Origin of the sequence: Mesorhizobium sp. M1078 (genome assembly GCF_040318615.1) — a bacterium.
Classification (GTDB): domain Bacteria; phylum Pseudomonadota; class Alphaproteobacteria; order Rhizobiales; family Rhizobiaceae; genus Mesorhizobium.
Genome location: NZ_JAMYMP010000007.1, coordinates 157,814 through 178,719, shown reverse-complemented (window position 1 = coordinate 178,719; position 20,906 = coordinate 157,814). Strand labels below are relative to the sequence as shown.

The following is a 20,906-nucleotide window of genomic DNA, read 5'->3' as shown; positions in this document are numbered from 1 at the left end:
TTATTTCTGCGCCTGGTCGATGATCGACTGCATGGTCTCCTGTGCATTGGCGATGGCGCCGTCGACGTCGTCGCCGAAGACGACCTCGTTGATCATCTGCGTCCACGGACCGTTGGCCGAGTTGATCAGGTCGTTGAACACCACGGAATAGGGCGTGCGGCCCTTGGCCATGGCTTCGGCGGCGATCTGGTAGCGCGGATCGAGATCTTTCAGCGCCTCCTTGGCGATGTCGCCGCGCACCGGCAGGCTGCCGTATTTGGCCAGGATGGTCTGGCCTTCGAGCGAATAGGCGAAGTCGAGAAACTCCTTCACCACGGCGAGCTTCTTGGTGCCCTTGGTGACGACGAAATTGTCGCCGCCGGCAAACGAAGACCAGCCGCTGTCCTTGCCCGGCAGGAAGGTGACGCCATAGTCGATATCCGGATACTGCGTGTTGAGCGCACCGATGGCGAAGGCGCCGGACGGCGAAATGCCGATATTGCCGGTGGCGAAGGCGGCAAAGAAGTTGGCGCCGGTGTCGGTCTGCGCGCCGGCCGGCACCAGATCCTTCTTGACCATCGAGCGGTAGAGGTCGATGGCGCCACGCAGCTGCGGGCTGTCCAGCGTCGCCTTCGAGCCGTCCTCGGAGAGGATGTCGCCGCCCGAGGCCCAGATCAGCGGCGTGAAGGTGAAGATGTTGCAGCCGCCGCAATTGCCGGAGAAGTAGAAGCCCTTGATGTCGCCGCCGAGCGCGTTGACCTTTTCGGCATCGGCCTCGATCTCGGCCCAGTTGGCCGGCCCCTTGTCGGGATCGAGCCCCGCCTGCTTGAACAGCTTCTTGTTCCAGATCAGCACCGAGGCGTCGGCCGAGAACGGCAGCCCGTAAATGTGGTCCTTGTAGGTGCCGGTCTTGACATGCGCCGGCGACAGGCTGGCGAAATAGGGCAGCGATTTCGCCCAGTCGGTGATGTCTTCGAGCTGGCCGGCGGCGGCAAAGGACGGCGTGTAGATCAGGTCGAGCGACAGCGCGTCGGGCGCCGTGCCGCCGGCGGCGGCGGCGCCATATTTCGGGATGATCTCGGCATTGGGAATGATGTCCAGCTTGACCTGGTTCTCATGGCCCTTGTTGAAGGCATCGACGATGCGCGGCATGAAGTTCGAGCCGTCGGCGCGAACCCAGATGTTGGCGGTGTCGGCGGCCATTGCAGGCAAGGCAATGATGCTCGCGGCGAGCGCGAACCCGGTAATCACGGTTTTCATGGTTTTCCTCCTCATGGTTCTGTTCTCCTCCCTGTTGCGGCGCAGATCGCGCCGCGCGTTCTCCTAGCCGCCCAATGGACGGCCGCATGACTGACGCACCACCAGCCGGCACGGCAGTTTTCGAATGCCCGGCGCGGCGGGTTGGCCGCCGACGAGCGAAAGCAGTGTGAGGCCGGCCTCGCGGCCGAGCGCTGCCAGGTTCATGTCGACCGAGGTCAGCGGCGGGCGGGTCGCCTCGGCCACGATCTCCCAATTGTCGAAGCCGATGACGCCGACATCGCCAGGCACGCCTAAGCCGCGCTCGCGCAGCGCATCGATCACGCCGCGCGCGATCTGGTCGTTGCCGCAGAACACGGCGTCGGGTTTCTCCCCCTTGTTGTTGAAGAGCGTTGGGCCGTCGAACAGCTTTCCGACGGCTTCATGCCCCCAGGCTTCCGACCACGAGCCGAGCAAGGGCTCGGTCACCGGCAGGCCGTGCGCGGCCAGCACATCGCGAAAAGCCTGTGCCCGCTCATTCACCACGGCAAAACTTTCGGGACCGCTGACATGGGCGATGCGCCGCCGCCCGAGGCGGCAAAAATGCTCGACCGCCAGCCGCGCGCCGCCGGCATCGTCGGAGACGAAGGCGATGGCATCGGGATCGGGCTGGCTGAAGGCGTAGATGACGGGCACGCCGAGATTGGCGAGGTCGACCGGCAAATGGCGGTCGATGCGCTTGCCGCTGGCGATTATGCCGTCGATGCGCTTGTCCAGCATCGCCTCGACATGCAGCTGCGCCAGCCGCGGATCGTCCTCGACATTGCACATGAACACCGACACGCCGGCATCGACCAGCGCGTCCGAAATGCCCGACATGACCGGCAGCGAAAAGCGGCCATAGGTATCGTTGGTCAACAGGCCGACGGTAAAGGAGCGGCGCCGCAGCAGGCTCTGCGCCAGGCTGTTGGGACGAAAGCCCAGCCGCTGCGCCGTCTCGCGAATGCGCTGCCGCGTCTCGGCCGTCATCCGCCCCTGCCCGTTCAGCGCCTTGGACGCGGTGGCCACACTGACGCCAGCCATCGCCGCCACTTCACGCAGGGTGATGGGTTGTTTGGCGGGTGCTGGCGACGTGTCGGAGGGCATTGGTCGGGAATAAGTCTCGGATTGGGAAAAGGTTTTCTCTTACGGCTCGTTACCTGTCGAGGTGGACATCGGCGGTTGCGGCGGGGTTTGGGAAAAGGTTTTCTCAGAGGGAGATTAGGATGAGAATTTGGGTATGGCAAGTGGGTGTGGGGAGTGGAGACGCGCGATCGACGAGGTTCTTCTTCATGACCGCGTCGCGCAGAAGGGTGATTGTTGAGCAGATATTCTGATGTCGCCTTTTGGGGCCGGAAGCGGACTTGCGGCTTGGAGGCTTGGAATGTGAGAAGCGGACGTTCAGGCGCCGCCATGCATCGACGCCCTCTGACCCATCTCGGAAGTCGGCCGGATAGACTCCAGGCCAGATGACCAATACAATCCCAGATGCCGGGTTTCTGAAAGTATTCAACCCACATGGCCGAGATTCGAGCCCAACGCCGCCTTGCCGCGATTCTAGCTGCTGATGTCGTTGGCTTTTCGCGCCTCATGGAGCACGACGAGGCTGGCACACTGGCCGCTCTCAAAGCGCGGCGGCGCGATGTTCTGGTTCCATTGGTTGCCCAGTACCACGGCCGCGTGGTCAAGGTGATGGGCGACGGTGTGCTGGTGGAATTTGGCAGTGCGGTTGATGCCGTCCAATGCGCCGTCGAACTGCAGAAGGGTTTTACCGGGGCCAACGAGAGCGTGGCCGAGGCCTACCGCATCGTCCTGCGTATCGGCATCAATCTGGGCGACGTCATCGTAGAGGGCAGCGATCTCTATGGCGACGGTGTCAACGTGGCAGCCCGGCTGGAGGGTCTGGCTGAGCCCGGGGGCATCTACGTCTCCGCCACCGTGCACGATCATGTCACCGGTAAGCTGACATTGGCGTTCGACGATCTCGGCGAGCACGCGCTCAAGAATATCGCAAAGCCGGTGCAGGTTTACCGCGCCGGAACAGGCGGGACCGGCAAACACGCGGTGCAACCGGTGCATCAACTCCCGGATAAACCATCGATCGCGGTTCTGCCCTTTGTCAACATGAGCGGCGATCCTGAGCAGGAGTACTTTTCCGACGGCATCACCGAGGACATTATCACCGACCTTTCGAAGGTGTCCGGGCTCTCCGTGGTCGCGCGTAATACCGTCTTTACCTTCAAGGGCAAGGCGGTATTGATCGAGGAAGTGGCGAAGAAGCTGAATGTTGCCTACGTCCTGGAGGGAAGTGTACGCAAGGCTGGAGGACGGGTGCGCATCACGGCTCAGCTAATCAATGGTCTTGGCGGTGACCATACCTGGGCCGAGCGATATGACCGGACGCTGGACGATATCTTCAAACTGCAGGACGAGATTTCCAAGACCATAGTCGATGTCCTCAAAGTGAAGCTGTTGCCCGAAGAACTGGAGACTATTACAAACCGCTCGACCGACAACCCAGAGGCTTACGAGACGCTGTTGATGGGCAGGTCGTTCCTCAACAGGGGAGTCGAGACGAAGTTTATCAAAACAGCGCAGCGACTGTTTGCTAGAGCTGTTGAAGTTGACCCAAATTATGCGCGCGCTTATGCCGCTTTGGCTGATTGTGAGTGGCTTCTGTTAACTTGCAACGATCCCGACGCCAGCTTCGAGGCAGTCCTTTCCAACAGCTCACGGGCGCTGGAACTTGAGCCAGGTCTCGCCGACGCCCATGCATCACGTGGCGGGGCCTTGTTCGTAAATGGCCGGTATGCCGAGGCGGAAGTCGAGTTCGAGCGAGCTTTAGAATTAGACGCTAGCTCTTCCGATACCTATTTCGCTTACGGCCGGAATTGTTTCATTCAAGGTCAATACGAGAAAGCTGCCGGTCTGTACCAGCGTGCTGTATCGTTGTCACCCGATGACTATCGGGTCTGGACCAATCTAGGGATGGTCAATGTTTCACTCGGCCGCAGCGACGACGCCAAGGAAGCGGCAAGGCAAGGTGTGCTGCGAGTGGAAAAGGAAGTCAAAGCGCATCCCGACAATGCCACCGCGCTATGTTACGGTGCCGCAATGCTGGCAGAAATTGGCGAGATTGAACGCGCGCTGTCGTGGGCCTCTCGTGGGGAAATGTTCGCCGGAGACAACATTCCGGTTCAGTACAACTTAGGCTGTTTTTATGCGAAGCTGGGCAAGACGGAGCAGGCTATCGATTGCCTTGAACGTCAGCTAACTGCATCACATGCTTACCTCGTTTTGCGCGTGCCTTGGATGCGTCAAGATAGCGACCTCGACTCGCTCCGCGCTCATCCCCGTTATATCGCGCTTGTCAATCGGATGGTGGCCCAAATAACCGCGACTGGGGCTCGAATATCAGCAGGCCACGAGGGAGTGAAGCATTGACCCTGAATATGATGCCCAGAAAATGAGTTGGTTGAGGGCAGGTCCGTTCCAGGCGCAACTACGCCCTCAAGCGCGGTCGCCGGTAATGTCCGCTGTCAGGTGGTGGCACAAGTCAACTTTAACGGCCGACATGGGGCGCAAAGCAGCCTTCCGCAGCGTCGAAGTCAAAGAACTTGGGGGCAGAACCTGCCATTCACCACGCTCAGCTTCATGATCCAAACAGTCCCTGCGGTCAGATGCGATGGCGGAGCGCGTCGATGATCACCGCCATTGCAGGGGAGAGCTGCCGCCTGCTTGGATAGTAGAGGTGATAGCCGGCAAATGGCGGGCTCCAGTCGTCAAGCACGAGCCTGAGGCGTCCCTCGGCGATGTGGTGGCTGACGAGGTTTTCCGGGACATAGGCGATGCCAAAACCGCTTGTCGCAGCCTCGATCATGGGAATGGACGAATTGAAGGTGAGTTGGCCTTCCACCCGCACACGAAGGTCGCGGCCATCCCTGGCGAATTCCCAGGCATACAATCCACCGAACGTCGCCTGCCGCATATTGATGCAGTCGTGATCGACCAGGTCCTGGGGCGCGGTCGGAACCGGGTGGCGGGAAAAGTAGTCCGGCGAAGCCACGGCCACGAGCCTCCAATCCGGCCCGATGCGCACTGCGATCATATCCCTGTCGATGCTCTCCCCAAGCCGCACGCCTGCGTCGAAGCGCTCCTCCACAATGTTCTTCATGCCGTTGTCGCTGTAGAGCTCCACGCGCACGTCGGGATTGTCGTTGAGCAAGGGCTGGAGCTTCGGCCAGACGGTCGTCTGGAGCGCATGGTCGGACAGGGTGATGCGGACCGTTCCGGAGGGCTTGTCGCGGAAGGCCACCAGGCTTGCGAGGTCGGATTCGATTTCCTCGAAGCGGGGAACGAGAGATTGGAAAAGTCGCTCGCCGGCCTCGGTCGGAGAGACGCTCCGCGTGGTACGCGTCAGCAGGCGGACGCCAAGGCGAGCTTCAAGCTCCTTGATTGTCGAACTCAGGGTCGACTGCGAGGTTCCCAGCTTGGCCGCCGCCCTGGTGAAACTGCGCTCGCGGGCGACCGCCACGAACCATAGCAGATCCTTCATGCCATCGCGCTGCATAGGGCACCTTCCGTCGGACATTCATATCATGAGCAGATAAGTCCATGCGGATTGCTTAGTCTACTTAAATGGGTTCCCCTGCAATATCTTCCAGCAGCGACGGGAATTTGCGGCTGATCCGTCCGGCGCTTTGCCAGGATGCCAATCATGGAAACCACATACGACACAAGGCTTGTTGAAAACCGCGCCGCATGGGGCGCGGTGTTGTCGATGGCGCTGTGTGTTTTCGTGCTCATCGCATCGGAATTCATGCCGGTCAGCCTGCTGTCGCCGCTAGCGGCCGATCTCGGCATCACCGAGGGCCGGGCGGGACAGGCGATCTCGATTTCGGGCGCTTTCGCCGTCGTGACCAGCCTGCTGGTCGCCGGCCTCACGCGCCACATCGACCGCCGACTGGTAGTGACCGGCTTCACCCTCCTCCTCATGGTGTCCGGTTTGGCTGTCACCTTCGCGCCGAACTACGCCTTCCTCATGGTCGGCCGGGCGCTGCTCGGCATCGCGATCGGCGGGTTCTGGTCGATGTCGACCGCGATCGTCATGCGCCTCGTGCCGCAAGACATGGTTCCGAAGGGTCTCGCCATGCTGAACGCCGGCAATGCCATTGCGGCCACCATCGCCGCGCCGCTGGGCAGTTTTCTCGGCGCCTATGTCGGCTGGCGCGGCGCTTTCTTCCTCGTCGTGCCATTTGGTCTCCTGGCGCTGGCCTGGCAGTGGACAAGCCTGCCGGCGCTGCCGCCGCGCCGCAGGAATCGTGCCGGCAACCCGCTGGCGCTGCTCGGCCGTCTTCCTGTCGCCACCGGCATGGCGTCGATCATGATGCTGTTCATGGGTCAGTTCGCGCTCTTCACCTATCTGCGGCCCTTCCTCGAGAACGTCACCCGGCTCGATATCGCCGCCCTCTCGGCGGTCCTGCTGGCGATGGGGCTGGCCGGGGTGCTCGGCACATGGTGCGTCGGCCGGCTTTTGCGCACGCGTCTGTTCAGCATTCTCACCGTCATCCCGCTGGTCATGGCTGCACTGGCCGCCGCGCTCATCGCCCTCGGTGCACTTCCGGGTCTCACAGCGCTGCTGCTCGTTGCCTGGGGCTTCTTCGGCATGGCCGCGCCGGTTGGTTGGGGCACGTGGCTCAGCCGAACGTTGCCGAACGACGCGGAGGCCGGCGGCGGGTTGCAGGTAGCCGTCATCCAGCTCGCCATCACCGGCGGCGCCGCGATCGGCGGCACGCTGTTCGATACGGTCGGCTGGTGGGGGCCGTTCACTCTGGGCGCGGTGCTGCTCTGCGGATCGGCGCTCGCCGCCCTTGCCGCAGCGTATATGGCCCGGAGGTCTTTGCCATGACGATCGAACGTGCGCCGCTCAGCCGCCGGACATTGCTCGGCGCCGCGCTCGCGGTGGCGGCCCTGCCTCGCACAGCCGCCAGCCAGGAAGGCCAATCTCCCGTCAGCCAGGAGCCCACCGACATGAAGATCAGGATGGTTTTCAACGGCCGCACCATGACCGCCACGCTCTACGACAATCCGTCGGCGCGCGACTTCTTCTCCATGCTGCCGCTCGACCTCGAGATCGAGGACTACGCCCACAACAACGAGAAGATCGCCTATCTGCCGCGCAAGCTGACCGAGGAGGGAAGCGGTCCTTTCGCCGACGAGCAGCCCTACGACCTGTGCTATTTCATGCCCTGGGGCAACCTGGCCATGTTCCACGCCGACTACCGCCATCCCGGGCTGATCAGGCTTGGCCGCTTCGACGAGGGCGAGCAGGCCCTGCACGTTCGCGGCAAATTCCCGCTTCGCATCGAACGCATTTGAGATCGCAAAGGAGATCACCATGGACATTCTTCGCGCCGGCACCAGGCCTTCCGGCAAGGGACCACCTGACTGGTTCACCGGAACGGTGCGGATCGATCCGCTCTTCAATCCCTTCGACGCCGAGCGGGTTCAAGGCGCACAGGTGACCTTCGAGCCCGGCGCCCGCACCGCCTGGCACACGCATCCGCTCGGCCAGACGCTGATCGTCGTCTCTGGCCTGGGCCGAGTTCAGCGCGAAGGTGGCCCGGTCGAGGAAATCCCTCCGGGCGACGTCGTCTGGTTCGCGCCCGGCGAAAAGCACTGGCACGGCGCGTCGTCTCAGACCGCCATGACCCACATTGCCCTCCAGGAGGTCAAGGACGGCAAGGTCGTGGACTGGCTGGAACATGTCGGCGACGCCGATTACGGCGCCTGATCTCTCCCCTCGAAAGGAACCAACATGCTTGCAACCGTTCTTCACAAACCGGGCGACATACGCTGCGAGGAAATCGCCGATCCGAAGATCATGCGGCCGACGGACGCCATCATCAAGCTGTCGGCAAGCTGCATCTGCGGCTCGGACCTGTGGCTCTATCGCGGGCTGCAGCCGGTCGCGGGGCCGATGCATATGGGCCACGAATATTGCGGCATCGTCGTCGAGGTCGGCGCAGAGGTGCGCACGGTCCGCCCCGGCCAGTTCGTCGTCGGGTCATTCTGCCTCTCGGACAATACCTGCCCGCATTGCCGCTTCGGCTTCCAGTCGTCTTGCGTGCAGCGCGAGTTCATGTCGGGCGCGCAGGCGCCTTACGCTCGCGTACCCTTGGCCGATGGCACACTGGTCGCCACCGCCGAGGTGCCGCCGGCCGACCTCATCCCTGACCTGCTGGCGGTGTCCGATGTGCTCGGCACCGGCTGGTATGCGGCCGACGCAGCCGAGGTCCGCGAAGGATCGACGGTGGTGGTGGTCGGCGACGGTGCGGTCGGCCTGATGGGCGTGCTTGCGGCCAAGGAGATGGGCGCCGAGCGCATCATCGCCATGAGCCGGCACGCCAGCCGCCAAAAACTCGCCCGCGAGTTCGGCGCCACCGACATCGTCGCTGAGCGCGGCGAGGAAGGCGTGGCCCGCATCAAGGAACTCACCAAGGGCGTCGGCGCGGACTCCGTGCTGGAATGCGTCGGCACGGGAGAATCCTTCGACCAGGCGCTGGCCTGCTCCCGCCCCGGCGGCACCATCGGCTATGTCGGCGTGCCGCATGGCGTGAACTTCGACGGCCAAAAACTATTCTTCGGCCAGAAACGAATGCTGGGCGGCCCGGCGCCGGTGCGCCGTTTCCTGCCCGACCTGATGGACCGTGTGCTGCAAGGTCGGATCAAGCCCGGCAAGGTCTTCGACCTCAAGCTGCCGCTGGCCGAGGTCGCTGAAGGCTACCGCGCCATGGACGAGCGTCGCGCCATCAAGGTCATGCTTTCAGTGTGAGCAAAGATCGGGCGGACGGCCTGTGCGCACCCACAACTCAGAAAAGGGACAACATATGACGATGAGATTGAAGATTGCCGCCCTTGCGCTTGCGCTTTCGGTCGCCACGCCGGCTTTCTCGCAAGAGCCTCCGATCATCGGCGCATGGCGCATGACGTCGCTGGAGGCCGGCGCCGAGGGAAACCTGAAGCCCGTGCCCTATTCCGGCCAGGTCATCTTCACCGAGGCCGGCACCCTCTCGGTGCAGGCGCAGAACCCCGACCCCAAGGCGCCGGACACGCCTTACACGGCGAATGGCTACGAAGCCTATTACGGGCCGGTCGCCATCAACGACCAGGACAAGACCTTCGTCATCACGATCGAGTCCTCCCTGGTCCGCAACCTTGTCGGCAAGAGCATGAAACGCAAATTCGAGGTCTCGGACAACAAACTGGTCCTCACGCCTGACAACCCGGCCGAAGGCTGGCGCGCAACCTACGAACGCTACTGATCCGAACAGTTGGGTTACCGATGGCCAAAATGGCGCGGATGTCAGACCGAAATGGCGTCATGGCGGAACTGGTGCCGATCATGGCGGCCGTCTTCGCCGGCTTCCTGCTGATCGGCCTGGCGCTACCCGTCCTGCCGCTGCATCTTCACCAGCAGCTCGGCTTCGGCCCCTTCGCAGTCGGGCTGGTGACGGGCAGCCAGTTCGTCGCCTCGATGCTGTCGCGCATCGGGGCTGGAAACTATGCCGATGGACGCGGCGGCAAGCGGGCCGTCGTCGTCGGCCTCGTTGCCGCTGCCCTTGCCGGGCTATTTTACCTCGGCTCGCTGGCATTGCTCGACCGGCCGGTAGCGTCCGCATCGGCGCTCTTCGCCGGCCGGGCAGTACTGGGCGCGTCCGAGAGCTTCATCATCACCGGCGGCGTCGCCTGGGGCCTCTCCGTTGCGGGCGGACAGAACTCCGGAAAAGTCATAGCCTGGGTGGGCACGGCGATGTTTGCGGCGCTCGCGCTAGGAGCGCCGGTCGGATCTGCGCTCTATGCAGCGAGCGGTTTCACCGCGATCGCGCTCGCGACAATCGTCCTGCCGCTGGCGACGCTGCTTGCCATCCTGCCGATGCGCGGCACCAGCGCCGCCGCGGGCAGCGTGCCGCAGTCATGGAGGAGCGTGGCGAAAGCGGTCTGGCTTCCTGGCGTCGGAGCTGCTTTCAGCAGCCTCGGCTATGGTGCTATTCTGGGCTTCGGCGCCCTGCTCTTCGCCGAGCGGGGCTGGCAGCCGGTATGGCTTCCTTTCACGGCCTATGCTGCGTCTCTGATTGTGGCAAGGCTGTGCTTCGGCCACCTGCCCGACAGGCTTGGAGGCGCACGCGTCGCCGTGATCTTCGTCGCGGTCGAGGCGGCAGGGCTGATGCTGATCTGGCTTGCGACCGGGCCTGTTGTCGCCGCAATCGGAGCGGGTCTGACTGGCCTCGGCTACTCGCTGGTCTATCCCGGCCTCGGCGCCGAGGCCGTAGGCCGTCTTCCGTCGCGCAGCCGCGGCCTGGCAATGGGACTCTACACCGTCTTCCTCGACGTGGCGCTCGGCTTCGGCAGTCCGGCGCTCGGCTTGGTCGCCGCGTCGACCGGGCTGCAATTCGTCTTCTTCGCCGTCGCGGCGGCGACGCTTCCGGCGTTGGGCATCGCTCTGCTGCTGGGTCGCCGTAGCGCTCCATTATAGACAGCTCGCCGACGCCGTCCGCATGAGGTTCGCTCACAGTCTCTTTCCGGGTCGCCACGGAGGCTGAACCCCTCCCCGCAAGGGTCAACGAGGCCCCGGCAAATCCCCGCCCAGACACACTCCAGAAACAAAATTCAACAGTTCGGAAAAACCGGCGAAAAGATCGGGTGGCATAAGCTTCCCGGATTCCGGGTTCTTCCTTTTTGGAAGCCCTCCACCAACAAAATCGCAGCGGCGGCGCAGTGCCTCCTCCAGCGGCGGCATGAACAGCCGGGCAATGCCCGGCGAGGACGAGAAAGTATGGACATGGACTACGATATCGCCGAACTGGACAGCGACGCGGCAATGCCGATCGGCAGCCTGGCAAGCATCGATGCGCTGGCAAGGATCGCTCGCGGCCCGGCAAGGGACGGCCAAGTCCTGACGGGCGCCGACTTTGCCCTGCAGCCGGGTGAGCGGCTCGATACGGTGTTCGAGCAGCTCGCCGTGACATTCGCCACGTTGCCGGCGGTGATCTCCGACGGACGCGTGTGGACCTATCAGGAGCTGAACAGCCGTGCCAACCAGTGCGCCCGCATGCTGATCAAGCACGGCGTGCGGCCGGGCCACCGGGTCGGGCTCATTCTCGACCGGTCGGCGGAGACCTATGTGGCGTTGCTGGCGGTGATGAAGGCGGGGGCTGCCTTCGTGCCGCTAGCCACCGCGTTTCCGCAGGAGCGGATGGCGCTGATCATCGAAGACGCCGCCGTCAGCATGATCGTCACCATCGCCGCCTATGCGTCGCGCGCCGGTCAACTGCCCGTTCCCCATGTGCTGATCGACAGCGCCGTCGCCGAAATTTCCGCACAGTCGCCCGCGCCGCTGAAGCCGCAGGCGAACGACGACATCTGCTACATCCTCTATACCTCGGGCACCACCGGCAAGCCCAAGGGCGTGGTCATCACGCACCAGAGTTTCGTCAATTTCATACACGTCGCCGCCGCCTCCTATGGCTACCGGCCGGGCGACCGGGTCTATCAGGGCATGACCATTGCCTTCGACTTTTCCTCCGAAGAGATCTGGGTGCCGTTCGTCGCCGGTGCGACGGTGGTGCCGGCACCTGGCCAGATGCCGCTGGTGGGCGAGGAACTGGCGGATTTCCTGCGCCTCCATGACATCACCTGCATGGCCTGCAGCCCGACATTGTTGTCGTCGATGACATCGGACGTTCCCAGCCTGCGCACGCTTTTGGTGGGCGGCGAGGCCTGCCCGCACAATCTGGTGGTGCGCTGGTCGAAGCCGGGCCGGCAGATCCTCAACACCTACGGGCCGACCGAGGCGACCGTCACCGCAACGATGGGGGCGCTGACGCCGGACCGTCCCGTCACAATCGGCGCGCCGTTGCCGACTTACTCGATCGTCATTCTCGACGCTTCGCTGCCGCAACTTGCCGAGCCCGGTGAACTGGGCGAGATCGGCATTGCCGGCATCGGGCTCGCCGTCGGCTATCTGAACCGGCCGGACCTGACCGACCAGAAATTCATCGCCGATTTCGTCGGCCTGCCGAACAACCCGTCGCAGCGCATCTACCGCACCGGCGATCTTGGCCGGATCAACGATGGCGGCGAGATCGAGTATGCCGGGCGCATCGACACGCAGGTGAAGATTCGCGGATATCGCATCGAGCTCGGCGAGATCGAGGCGGTGCTGCTCGACCAGCCCGAGATCGCGCAGGCCGCCGTCACCACCTGGGAGATCGAGCCCGGCCGCGTCGAACTGGTTGCCTATTACGCGCTTAAAACCGGCGTAGCGGCGATTTCCCGAGGGGATCTCGCCCAGACGATGAAGCGGCGGCTGCCGGACTATATGGTGCCCGCCTATCTGGAGGAGCTGCCCGCCATCCCGATGACCGTCTCCAACAAGGTAGACCTGCGCCAACTGCCGAAGCCGAGGAGCGTCCGGCTTTCGGCCGATCGCACAATGGTGCCGCCCGGCAATGAGGACGAGCGATTCCTGGCGGAAGCGCTGGCCACGGTGCTGAAATTCGACGCGGTGTCGGTCGAGGATCACTTCTTCGACGATCTCGGCGCCAACTCCTTGCTGATGGCGCATTTCTGCGCGCGCGTGCGCACCAGGAAGGAATGGGCGACGACGTCGATGCGCGACATCTATCTCTATCCCACAGTGGCGCGCCTGGCGCTGCATCTGGGGGTAGCGGAGGAGATGACGACGGCAACCAACGAGCCGGTCCTCACCCGCCGGGCCTCGAATTTCGCCTACTGGACCTGCGGCGCGGCGCAGCTTTCGTTCTACGGCCTCTACAGCTACGTGGCGCTCTGGGCGATCAATGACGGCCTCAACTGGATGTATGACGCGCTCGACGATCCGCTGCAGCTCTATATCCGGTGCGTGGCGCTCTCGGCCGCCGTGTTCTTCGGCATGTCGGGCTTTGCCGTCCTGGCGAAATGGGTGCTCATCGGCCGCTGGAAGGCCGAGGCGTTTCCGATCTGGGGCGTGCGCTACTTCCGCTTCTGGGTGGTCAAGACGTTGATCCGCACCGCACCCGTCGTGCTGTTCCGCGGCAGCCCGCTCTACAGCCTCTATCTGCAGCTGCTCGGCACCAAGCTGGGCAAAAACGCCGTCATCGAATCGAAGTCCGTGCCCGTCTGCACGGATCTTATTTCCATCGGCGCCAACACCATCCTGCGCAAGGAATCGATGATCCTCGGCTTCAGGGCCCAGTCCGGTTATATCCACACCGGGCCGCTGACCATCGGCCGCGATGCCTTCGTCGGCGTCGGCTCCACGCTCGACATCGACACCAGGATCGGCAACGGCGCCCAGCTCGGCCATTCGTCCTCGCTGCATCGCGGGCAAAGCATTCCCGACGGCGAGCACTGGCATGGATCGCCGGCGGTGCCGACCACGGCGGATTATTGCAAGGTGCGCAATGTCAATCCTTACCAGGTCCGGCGCTTCCTCTATGAAGCGCTGCAGCTGATCGGCCTGTTTGGCCTCGTCACCCCGCTGCCGCTCCTGTTCCACAGCTACTGGGAATATGTCGGCGACGACTATCAGGAGACGATCGGCCTTGTCGCAATCGGCACCACGGTCACGCTTTTCGGCTATATCGCGGCGGCTTTCCTGGCAGCGACGCTGGTGCCGCGCCTGACGAGCCTGATCTTGAAGCCGGGCCGCACCTACACGCTTTACGGTTTCCGCTACTGGCTGCAGACCGTCGCCGAATTCGCCAGCAATTCCCGCGTGCTCGGGCTCCTGGCCGGCGACAGCTCGGCAATCGTGCACTACATGCGCGCCATCGGCTGGAACCTCAACAGAGTGGTGCAGACCGGCTCCAATTTCGGCTCCAACCAGCAGCACGAAAACCCGCTTCTGTGCGAGATCGGCACCGAGACCATGGTCTCGGACGGGCTGTTCATGATCAACATGCACAAGTCCGCCTCGGCCTTCAGGCTCGAGCCGACGCGCATCGGCGAGCGCAACTATCTCGGCAACAACATCTACTATCCGCCGGACGGCCGCACCGGCGACAACGTGCTGCTCGGCACCAAGGTGATGATCCCCATCGACGGGCCGGTGCGCCAGAATGTCGGCCTTCTCGGTTCGCCTGCCTTTGAAATCCCGCGCATGGTGAACCGCGACAAGGAGCTTATCGCCGGCGTCGACGAGGCTGACCGGCGCCGGCGCATCCCGCACAAGAACCGCCACAACCTGGTGACCATTCTTCTGTTCCTGGCAACGCAATGGGTCATGCTGTTCGTCACGCTGGCGATCTGGGACCGGGCGCTGAACTACTATACGGAATGGGCGGAGGTCGCCCTGTTCGCCGCCGTGCTTTTGACCTCGGCGATCACCATTCCGTTCTACGTCCTTGTCGAGCGGGCAAGCCTTGGCTTTGGCCGGTTAAAGCCGCAGATGACGACGATCTACGACGTCGCCTTCTGGCGCCACGAACGCCACTGGAAGCTGGCGGATTCGCCGATCGTGCGCCTGTTCGCCGGCACGCCGTTCCGGCCGATGATCCTGCGCCTGCTCGGCGTCAAGGTCGGCAGCCGGGTCTATGATGGCGGCAGCAACCTGACCGAGCGCTCGCTGGTCGAGATCGGCGACGACGTCACTCTCAACGAGGGCTGCGTCATTCAGGCCCACTCGCTGGAAGAAGGCGCGTTCAAGTCCGATTTCATCCGCATCGGCGATGGTTGCACGCTCGGACCTTCCGCCTTTGTCCACTACGGCGTGGTGATGGGCAAAGGCTCGATGGTCGATGCGGACTCCTTCGTGATGAAGGGCGAAGAGCTGGAGCCCAACTCGATCTGGCGGGGCAACCCGGCCAAGCTGCATCGCTTCGTCGAGCTGGTGCCGGAGGATGGCGTCAAGGCAACGGCTTGATGAGCGCAGACATCCGCCTCGTTTCGGTGACTGCGGCCAACCGGGCTGTGGTCGCGGCCCTGGAGCTGGCCCCGGATCAGATGGATTTCGTCGCCAGCAATGCGGAGTCGCTGGACGAAGCCGAAAGCGACGGGGACGCTCGGCCGCGCGTCGTCATGGCAGGGGATCGCGTCGTCGGTTTCCTGATGTACGAGGCGCCGCAGGACGACGACGAGGCGCGGATCTACCGCTTCATGATCGATCGCGTCCATCAGGGCCAAGGCTACGGCAAGGCCGCTTTGCGCGAAGTGCTGGATGAAATCATGCGGCTCGGCCACATCAGCCACGTTTCGATCTGCTACGAACCTGGGAATGAAGCGGCACGCCGCCTCTATCGCGCTGCCGGTTTCGTCGAAGAAGGGCCCGACGAGGACGGGAAGTGATCGCCGACCTCGCTCTGCGGGGCGAACAGCCATGACGCGCCGGCTCGATGCCGGTGCCAGCCTGTCGGCGCAGTTGCTGGCGGCGATGGCCGCCATGGCACCGGCCGGCGTTCGGATCGGATGCCGCACGATCCGCGAAGGCGATGAGAACCATTTGCTGCCGCAGGAAGCACGCTCCATCCCGTCACGCCTGCCGCTGATGCGGCGGGCGAGTGGCGCGGCGCGGTGGATCGCGCACGAGCTGCTGGCGGATATGGGCTTGAACGACGTCGCTATCCTCCGCGGCTCCTCCGGCGCACCGGTATGGCCTCATGGAGTAACGGGGTCGCTGGCTCACGACGACGAGATAGCCGTGGCGGCCGTCGCGCCGCTCTCCCACGTCGCCTCGCTCGGCATCGATATCGAGCCCGCTTTGCCCCTGCCCGACGACATCTTCGCGCTGGTTGCAGTCCCCGCTGACCGGATCGACGCAACCGACTTGTGTCTTGCCGGTCGCATCCTTTTTGCCGCCAAGGAAGCTGTCTACAAGGCCGCCTACCCGCTTGATGGCGAAGTGCTGGGCTATGAGGACATCACCGTCGATCTCGACGCAAGCGACGCTGTGACGAAGACGGGCCGCAGAGCGAGACTGGTTTACTGCGTTGCTCCGTGTGTGGTCGTTCTGGCGTTTGTCGATGGTGTCCGAAGCGCCCCCCTTTAAGCGCGATGGGCCAGCGCCGACAGCAACGCCTGCTCAACAAAGCGCTTTTTTTTCGCAGAGCGGTCGCAAAAGGCTCACACGGTTCGTCCTTTGACAGAAGAAGGAGAGCGCCATGAGAAACCTTATTATCACCGAGTTCATCAGCATCGATGGCATCGCCGAGGTCGAGAAGCTGCCCAGCGTGACCTGGAACGATGAGATGCAAAGGTTCAAGGAGGACGAGCTTGCCGACAGCGGGGCCATGCTTCTGGGGCGCACGACCTACGAGATTTTTGCCGGCTCTTGGCCCAAGGAAACCGGAGACTTCGCCGACCGGTTCAATGCGCTGCCGAAATATGTCGCGTCGACAAGCCCGAAGGCACTCGACTGGAAACCGGCCGAGTTGCTGAAGGGTGTGTTGCCGGAAGCGGTTCGGGCGCTGAAGCAAGGCAGCGGCGGCAACATCTATGTGCATGGCAGCCTGAGCGTCGCGCGGGAATTGCTGCGCCATGGTCTGGTCGATCGCGTCAGGCTGCTGAGCTACCCTGGCTCCGTCGGGGAGGGCAAGAAGCTGTTCCCGCCCGATATGCCGGTGGCGTTGGAGCCGATCTCGACCGTACAGTTCAGCAATGGCGTGGTGGCGCTGGAATATGCGGCTGGGAGGGTGTGAGACGCTGGTGGGGTAATCTCCCCTTGAGGGGAGATGTCGCCGAAGGCGACAGAGGCGGTCGGTCCGTCCTGACGCAACCTCCTATCGACCGTAGGAGGTCTAGCTTCAAGCGAGACGACCCCCTCTGGCCTGCCGGCCATCTCCCCCTCGAGGGGGGAGATCGGCAGCTCACCCTGCTTTCTTCCCCCGCTTGCCCTTGCCACGCGCCTCGACCACTCTTTCCACCTCGCGCTTCAGTTCGTCCTTGACCTCGTGCGTCTCGGCAAGCAGCGTGTCGATCTTCATGAAATCGAGCACGCGGTATTTCGACACCGGCGGGCGGATCAGTATGTCGGGGGGGCGCTGGTTCAGCTTGTGGGCGATGATCGACTGCATCATCAATTGCGTGGCGCCGTACATCAGATCGACGGTGGTCGGGTGCTTGCGCTCGGCCTCGCTCGGCGCACCGACGACGTCGATCGCGATGATGATGTCGGCGGCGTCTTCGATGAGGTCGAACGGCACCGGATTGTAGATGCCGCCGTCGATCAGCACGCGGTCGTCGCGCGTCACCGGGCGGAACACCGCGGGAATGGCAGCCGAGGCGGCGAGCGCCGAATGCAGGTCGCCCTCGTCGAAGACGGCCAGCTTGTGACCGAAATAGTCCGTCGCCGTCACCTTGAGCGGAATCATCAGCTCGGCGAAGGTTTCCGGGATGGCTTCCGGCAGGAACGCCTTCAAGATGCGCTCTATGTTGAACTGGCTGACGCGGATGCCGCCCTGCATCGCCTCGGCGATGGTGCCGGGACGCGAGCGCCACATGCGCGCCGCCACCTCGGCGCGGCGGCCGAGGATCGAGCGGGCGTAGTCCTCGATGTCCTTGCCGCTCATGCCCGAGGCCATGCCGGCGCCCATGATGGCGCCGATCGAGGAGCCGGCGATGGCCACGGGCTTGATGCCGAGCTCGTCCAGCGCCTCGACGATGTGGATATGGGCGAGGCCGCGCGCGCCGCCGCCGCCAAAGGCGATACCGAAAGTCGGACCTGTCATTTGGCCTCCAGCTTCGGCCCGATGCTCATGATCGCGGGCGCCGGCGTCAGCAGCTTCTTCGCCGCTGCCTTGACCTGATCGAGCGTCACGCCGTTGATGAGCGCCGCGCGGCGCTGCACGTAGTCGATGCCGAGATTGTCGAGCTGCAATTCCACCAGGGTCGCGGCAATGGCGCTGGAAGAATCCAGATTGCTGATAGCATAGGAGCCGACCATGTATTTCTTGGTCGCGTCCAGCTCGGCCTCGGTCGGCCCCTCCTGCGCCATCTTCTTGACCACCTCCTTGACGATGGCGAGCGTCTCGGCGGCGCGGTCGGAACGCGTCGCCGTGGTGATGATCAGCGCATTGGAATGCTGGTGGTCGACCAGGTTGGAATCGACGGAGTAGGCCAAGCCGCGCTTTTCCCGCACCTCGTCATAGAGGCGCGAGGTGAAGGTGCCGCCGCCGAGAATCTGGTTCATCAGCACCGCGGGGAAGAAATCCGGCGCATCGCGCTTCACACCGGGGTAGGCAAACTGCAGCGAGGTCTGCGGCAGGTCGTAGTCGACCTCGAGCTGCTGGCCGAGCTTCAGCTCGGTATCGGCAACCGGTTGCAGCACCTGCTTTTCCGGCAGATCGCCGAAGACCTCATCGAGCTTCCGTTTCAGCGTCGCGGCATCTATGTCGCCGACCACCGCAACATGCAGGCCGCTGCGGGCGAAATTGGCCTTGTGGAAGGCAGCCAGATCCGCTGCCGTGATGGTGGCGATGCTGTCCTTGGTGCCCTGGTCGGGCCTGGAATACGGATGGTCGCCATAGATGGCGCGCAGCCATTTGGTTTGCGCGACGGTGTTGGGGTCACGCTCATTGGCGATGATGCCGGACAGGATCTGGGCGCGGATACGGTCGATCGGCGCCTGGTCGAAGCGCGGGCTGGTGACCGCCAGCCTGAGCAGGTCGAAGGCCGCATCCTTCTGCTCGGCCAGCATCCGCATCGCGCCATAGGTGCCGTCGCGCGCCGCTTCGAAGCCCATTTCGGCGCCGGCATCGTCAAGCTTGATCTGGAAGGCCTCGCTGTCGAGGTCGCCGGCGCCCTCGTCGAATAGGCCGGTCATCAGATTGACCAGCCCTTCCCGCCCCGCCGGATCCTGCGTCGAGCCGCCATCGAACACGAAGCGGATGGCGACGATCGGAATGGAGTGGTCCTCGACCAGCCAGGCGTTGACGCCTTTCGATGAGGTCACCGGCTGAATGTCCATCGCGTGCGCGGCAAGCGCCGGCAGGATGAGGAAGAAGATGCCGAGGAACAGTGTGGCGAAGACGTGGAGAACCGCGATGCGCCTATGAGTAATCGCATCAGGCCATTGATCGCCAAGGTCAGCTCCGCCCCTCATCGCGCTGCCGGGCACTTCTCCCCGTATAGTGACGGGGAGAAGGGGTCTCGCCGCGACGCTGGCGCTCTTCTTACGACGCTGATGGTTGGCGAAATCGACGATGACAGCGCCCCTCTCCCCGTCACTATAGGGGGAGAGGATGCCGGCAGGCAGGTGAGGGGCAGCGCTAACGCTCAATCTCGTCATCATCAATTCCCCGCCTGTTGCTGCGGCAAGAGATAGCCGGTCGTCGTACGATCGAGCAGCAGATAGCGTGCGGCGACCGCCTTGATCTCATCGGCGGTGACCTTGCGAATGCGGTCCGGCCATTCCTCGATATCCCTGACGTTGCCGCCGGTGGCGAGCTCGGCGCCGTAGAGATTGGCCATCTCGTCCTGCTTGTCGCGGGCGAAGATCATGGCCCTGATATAGCGGGCCTTGGCCTTCTCCAGCTCATCGGCGGTGACGCCGTCCTTGACGATGCGGGCGATCTCGGCGTCGACGGCCGCCTCGACGTCGCTCAGCTTGGCGTCGCCGCGCGGCGCGCCATAGACGGTGAAATTGGTGGCGTCGAGCATCGTACCCTGGAAGAAGGCGCCGGTCGCCGATGCGATGCCTTGCTTGACCACGAGTTGCTGGTAGAGCCTGCTGCGGCTGCCGCCGCCAAGGATCTCTCCCAGCAGGTCGAGCGCCTCGGCCTCGCCGGGTTTTGCCGTGTGGTAGGACGGAACCACCCATTGCGTCGAAAAGCTCGGCACCGAAACGCGCCCATCGGTGAGCGTCACCGTGCGCTTGGTGTTCTGCTCCGGCTCGACCGGGCGGATGCGCGGGGGCAGGTCGGGACCGCGCGCGACCTTGCCATAGGTTTTTTCGGCCAGCGCCTTCACGACCTCCGGCTCGACATCGCCGGCCACGATCAGCACCGCATTATTGGGGCGGTAGTATTTGTCATAGAAGGCAACCGCATCGGTGCGGTTCAACTGCTCCATCTCCTGCATCCAGCCGATCACCGGAATGCGGTAGGGCTGGTTCTGCCAGAGCGTCGCGTCGACCTCTTCGTCGAGCACCGCCTGCGGATTGCTGTCGATGCGCGCGCGGCGCTCTTCCAGGATCACGTCGCGCTCGGTCTTGATGACCTCGTCGGTCAAGATGAGGTTGCGCATGCGATCGGCCTCGAAGCTCATCATCTCACCAAGTGCCGAGGGCGCCACCGTCTCGTGGAAGGCAGTGTAGTCATATGAGGTGAAGGCGTTGTTGGAGCCGCCGATGGCCGATATGGCGCGGTCGAACTCGCCCGCGGCGTGGTTGGTCGTGGCCTTGAACATCAGGTGTTCGAAGAAGTGCGCTATGCCGGACTTGCCTGGCGGCTCGTCGGCGCTGCCGATCTTGTACCACACCATATGGGTGACGATGGGGGCGCGATGATCGGGAATGACCACCACCTCCATGCCATTGTCGAGCAGGAAGTTGGCCACCTTGCCATCATCCGCGGCCAGGGCCGGGCCGGCCATGGTCAGCGCGGTGGCGAGCAAGGCCCTCCGCAGCCATTCAGTATGAGATGTCATTGATGGCTCCG

The 20,906-nt window shown here is 63.7% G+C and carries 17 protein-coding genes; 11 read left to right on the top strand and 6 right to left on the bottom strand.

Translation table 11 applies throughout. From position 1 onward, the window contains the following. Together NKH38_RS12735 and NKH38_RS12730 are read right to left on the bottom strand one after the other, a co-directional pair. The gene (locus tag NKH38_RS12735; RefSeq protein ID WP_023689585.1) at positions 1-1,239 is read right to left on the bottom strand and encodes an ABC transporter substrate-binding protein; all 1,239 of its coding nucleotides are present in this window, start codon (positions 1,237-1,239) and stop codon (positions 1-3) included. 63 nt (positions 1,240-1,302) lie between these two features. After that, the gene (locus NKH38_RS12730; RefSeq protein ID WP_023705751.1) at positions 1,303-2,361 is read right to left on the bottom strand and encodes a LacI family DNA-binding transcriptional regulator; all 1,059 of its coding nucleotides are present in this window, start codon (positions 2,359-2,361) and stop codon (positions 1,303-1,305) included. A 411-nt stretch (positions 2,362-2,772) separates the two neighbouring features. On the opposite strand from NKH38_RS12730, the gene NKH38_RS12725 reads away from it, so the two are divergent. Further along, on the top strand, positions 2,773-4,698 hold the full coding sequence (locus NKH38_RS12725; protein ID WP_352760536.1) for a tetratricopeptide repeat protein: 1,926 nt from the start codon (positions 2,773-2,775) through the stop codon (positions 4,696-4,698). 232 nt (positions 4,699-4,930) lie between these two features. Here the strand turns inward: NKH38_RS12725 and NKH38_RS12720 are convergent, their stop codons facing one another. Then, positions 4,931-5,824 (bottom strand): LysR family transcriptional regulator, encoded by an 894-nt coding sequence (locus NKH38_RS12720; RefSeq protein WP_023700616.1) that lies wholly within the window; start codon positions 5,822-5,824, stop codon positions 4,931-4,933. Positions 5,825-5,971: 147 nt separating this feature from the next. On the opposite strand from NKH38_RS12720, the gene NKH38_RS12715 reads away from it, so the two are divergent. The 10 genes from NKH38_RS12715 to NKH38_RS12670 all read left to right on the top strand — a co-directional run bounded on the left by NKH38_RS12715 (position 5,972) and on the right by NKH38_RS12670 (position 16,949). Continuing rightward, positions 5,972-7,162 (top strand): MFS transporter, encoded by a 1,191-nt coding sequence (locus NKH38_RS12715; RefSeq protein WP_352760533.1) that lies wholly within the window; start codon positions 5,972-5,974, stop codon positions 7,160-7,162. Next, on the top strand, positions 7,159-7,632 hold the full coding sequence (locus tag NKH38_RS12710; protein ID WP_352760530.1) for a cyclophilin-like fold protein: 474 nt from the start codon (positions 7,159-7,161) through the stop codon (positions 7,630-7,632). The genes NKH38_RS12715 and NKH38_RS12710 overlap by 4 nt, the downstream gene beginning before the upstream one ends. 19 nt (positions 7,633-7,651) lie before the next feature. Continuing rightward, positions 7,652-8,047 carry a (R)-mandelonitrile lyase gene (locus tag NKH38_RS12705; protein ID WP_352760527.1) on the top strand — a complete coding sequence of 132 codons (396 nt, stop codon included), beginning with the start codon at positions 7,652-7,654 and terminating at the stop codon, positions 8,045-8,047. A gap of 24 nt (positions 8,048-8,071) precedes the next feature. Beyond that, complete coding sequence (locus NKH38_RS12700; RefSeq protein WP_352760524.1) at positions 8,072-9,088, top strand: zinc-dependent alcohol dehydrogenase family protein; 1,017 nt, start codon at positions 8,072-8,074, stop codon at positions 9,086-9,088. A gap of 55 nt (positions 9,089-9,143) precedes the next feature. Beyond that, positions 9,144-9,578, top strand: a complete 435-nt coding sequence (locus tag NKH38_RS12695) for a lipocalin-like domain-containing protein (RefSeq protein ID WP_352760521.1) — start codon at positions 9,144-9,146, stop codon at positions 9,576-9,578. A 29-nt stretch (positions 9,579-9,607) separates the two neighbouring features. Further along, the gene (locus NKH38_RS12690) at positions 9,608-10,789 is read left to right on the top strand and encodes an arabinose transporter (RefSeq protein WP_352760518.1); all 1,182 of its coding nucleotides are present in this window, start codon (positions 9,608-9,610) and stop codon (positions 10,787-10,789) included. Between the two features lie 300 nt (positions 10,790-11,089). Beyond that, positions 11,090-15,178, top strand: a complete 4,089-nt coding sequence (locus tag NKH38_RS12685) for a Pls/PosA family non-ribosomal peptide synthetase (protein ID WP_352760516.1) — start codon at positions 11,090-11,092, stop codon at positions 15,176-15,178. Then, entirely contained in the window at positions 15,178-15,600 is a 423-nt protein-coding gene (locus NKH38_RS12680) for a GNAT family N-acetyltransferase (RefSeq protein WP_352760512.1), read from the top strand. The genes NKH38_RS12685 and NKH38_RS12680 overlap by 1 nt, the downstream gene beginning before the upstream one ends. Positions 15,601-15,631: 31 nt before the next feature. After that, positions 15,632-16,300 (top strand): 4'-phosphopantetheinyl transferase family protein, encoded by a 669-nt coding sequence (locus NKH38_RS12675; protein ID WP_023697684.1) that lies wholly within the window; start codon positions 15,632-15,634, stop codon positions 16,298-16,300. Positions 16,301-16,412: 112 nt separating this feature from the next. After that, positions 16,413-16,949, top strand: a complete 537-nt coding sequence (locus tag NKH38_RS12670; RefSeq protein ID WP_023697685.1) for a dihydrofolate reductase family protein — start codon at positions 16,413-16,415, stop codon at positions 16,947-16,949. Between the two features lie 168 nt (positions 16,950-17,117). Here NKH38_RS12670 and NKH38_RS12665 read toward each other — a convergent pair whose 3' ends face one another. The 3 genes from NKH38_RS12665 to NKH38_RS12655 all read right to left on the bottom strand — a co-directional run bounded on the left by NKH38_RS12665 (position 17,118) and on the right by NKH38_RS12655 (position 20,895). Beyond that, positions 17,118-17,978 (bottom strand): patatin-like phospholipase family protein, encoded by an 861-nt coding sequence (locus NKH38_RS12665; protein WP_352904341.1) that lies wholly within the window; start codon positions 17,976-17,978, stop codon positions 17,118-17,120. Then, complete coding sequence (locus tag NKH38_RS12660) at positions 17,975-19,351, bottom strand: M16 family metallopeptidase (RefSeq protein ID WP_023697687.1); 1,377 nt, start codon at positions 19,349-19,351, stop codon at positions 17,975-17,977. The genes NKH38_RS12665 and NKH38_RS12660 overlap by 4 nt, the downstream gene beginning before the upstream one ends. A gap of 188 nt (positions 19,352-19,539) precedes the next feature. Beyond that, a complete protein-coding gene (locus tag NKH38_RS12655; protein WP_023750501.1) occupies positions 19,540-20,895 on the bottom strand; it encodes a M16 family metallopeptidase in 1,356 nt (451 codons plus the stop codon). Between the last annotated feature and the right edge of the window lie 11 nt (positions 20,896-20,906).

What these genes read in the sequence shown, in the direction of transcription:
- NKH38_RS12675 (WP_023697684.1), top strand. Translation starts at nt 15,632, where the DNA reads ATGACGCGCCGGCTCGATGCCGGTGCCAGCCTGTCGGCGCAGTTGCTG.
- NKH38_RS12700 (WP_352760524.1), top strand. Translation starts at nt 8,072, where the DNA reads ATGCTTGCAACCGTTCTTCACAAACCGGGCGACATACGCTGCGAGGAA.
- NKH38_RS12725 (WP_352760536.1), top strand. Translation starts at nt 2,773, where the DNA reads ATGGCCGAGATTCGAGCCCAACGCCGCCTTGCCGCGATTCTAGCTGCT.
- NKH38_RS12660 (WP_023697687.1), bottom strand. Translation starts at nt 19,351, where the DNA reads ATGAGGGGCGGAGCTGACCTTGGCGATCAATGGCCTGATGCGATTACT.
- NKH38_RS12685 (WP_352760516.1), top strand. Translation starts at nt 11,090, where the DNA reads ATGGACATGGACTACGATATCGCCGAACTGGACAGCGACGCGGCAATG.
- NKH38_RS12655 (WP_023750501.1), bottom strand. Translation starts at nt 20,895, where the DNA reads ATGACATCTCATACTGAATGGCTGCGGAGGGCCTTGCTCGCCACCGCG.
- NKH38_RS12715 (WP_352760533.1), top strand. Translation starts at nt 5,972, where the DNA reads ATGGAAACCACATACGACACAAGGCTTGTTGAAAACCGCGCCGCATGG.
- NKH38_RS12665 (WP_352904341.1), bottom strand. Translation starts at nt 17,978, where the DNA reads ATGACAGGTCCGACTTTCGGTATCGCCTTTGGCGGCGGCGGCGCGCGC.
- NKH38_RS12735 (WP_023689585.1), bottom strand. Translation starts at nt 1,239, where the DNA reads ATGAAAACCGTGATTACCGGGTTCGCGCTCGCCGCGAGCATCATTGCC.
- NKH38_RS12670 (WP_023697685.1), top strand. Translation starts at nt 16,413, where the DNA reads ATGAGAAACCTTATTATCACCGAGTTCATCAGCATCGATGGCATCGCC.
- NKH38_RS12705 (WP_352760527.1), top strand. Translation starts at nt 7,652, where the DNA reads ATGGACATTCTTCGCGCCGGCACCAGGCCTTCCGGCAAGGGACCACCT.
- NKH38_RS12710 (WP_352760530.1), top strand. Translation starts at nt 7,159, where the DNA reads ATGACGATCGAACGTGCGCCGCTCAGCCGCCGGACATTGCTCGGCGCC.
- NKH38_RS12730 (WP_023705751.1), bottom strand. Translation starts at nt 2,361, where the DNA reads ATGCCCTCCGACACGTCGCCAGCACCCGCCAAACAACCCATCACCCTG.
- NKH38_RS12680 (WP_352760512.1), top strand. Translation starts at nt 15,178, where the DNA reads ATGAGCGCAGACATCCGCCTCGTTTCGGTGACTGCGGCCAACCGGGCT.
- NKH38_RS12690 (WP_352760518.1), top strand. Translation starts at nt 9,608, where the DNA reads ATGGCGCGGATGTCAGACCGAAATGGCGTCATGGCGGAACTGGTGCCG.
- NKH38_RS12720 (WP_023700616.1), bottom strand. Translation starts at nt 5,824, where the DNA reads ATGCAGCGCGATGGCATGAAGGATCTGCTATGGTTCGTGGCGGTCGCC.
- NKH38_RS12695 (WP_352760521.1), top strand. Translation starts at nt 9,144, where the DNA reads ATGACGATGAGATTGAAGATTGCCGCCCTTGCGCTTGCGCTTTCGGTC.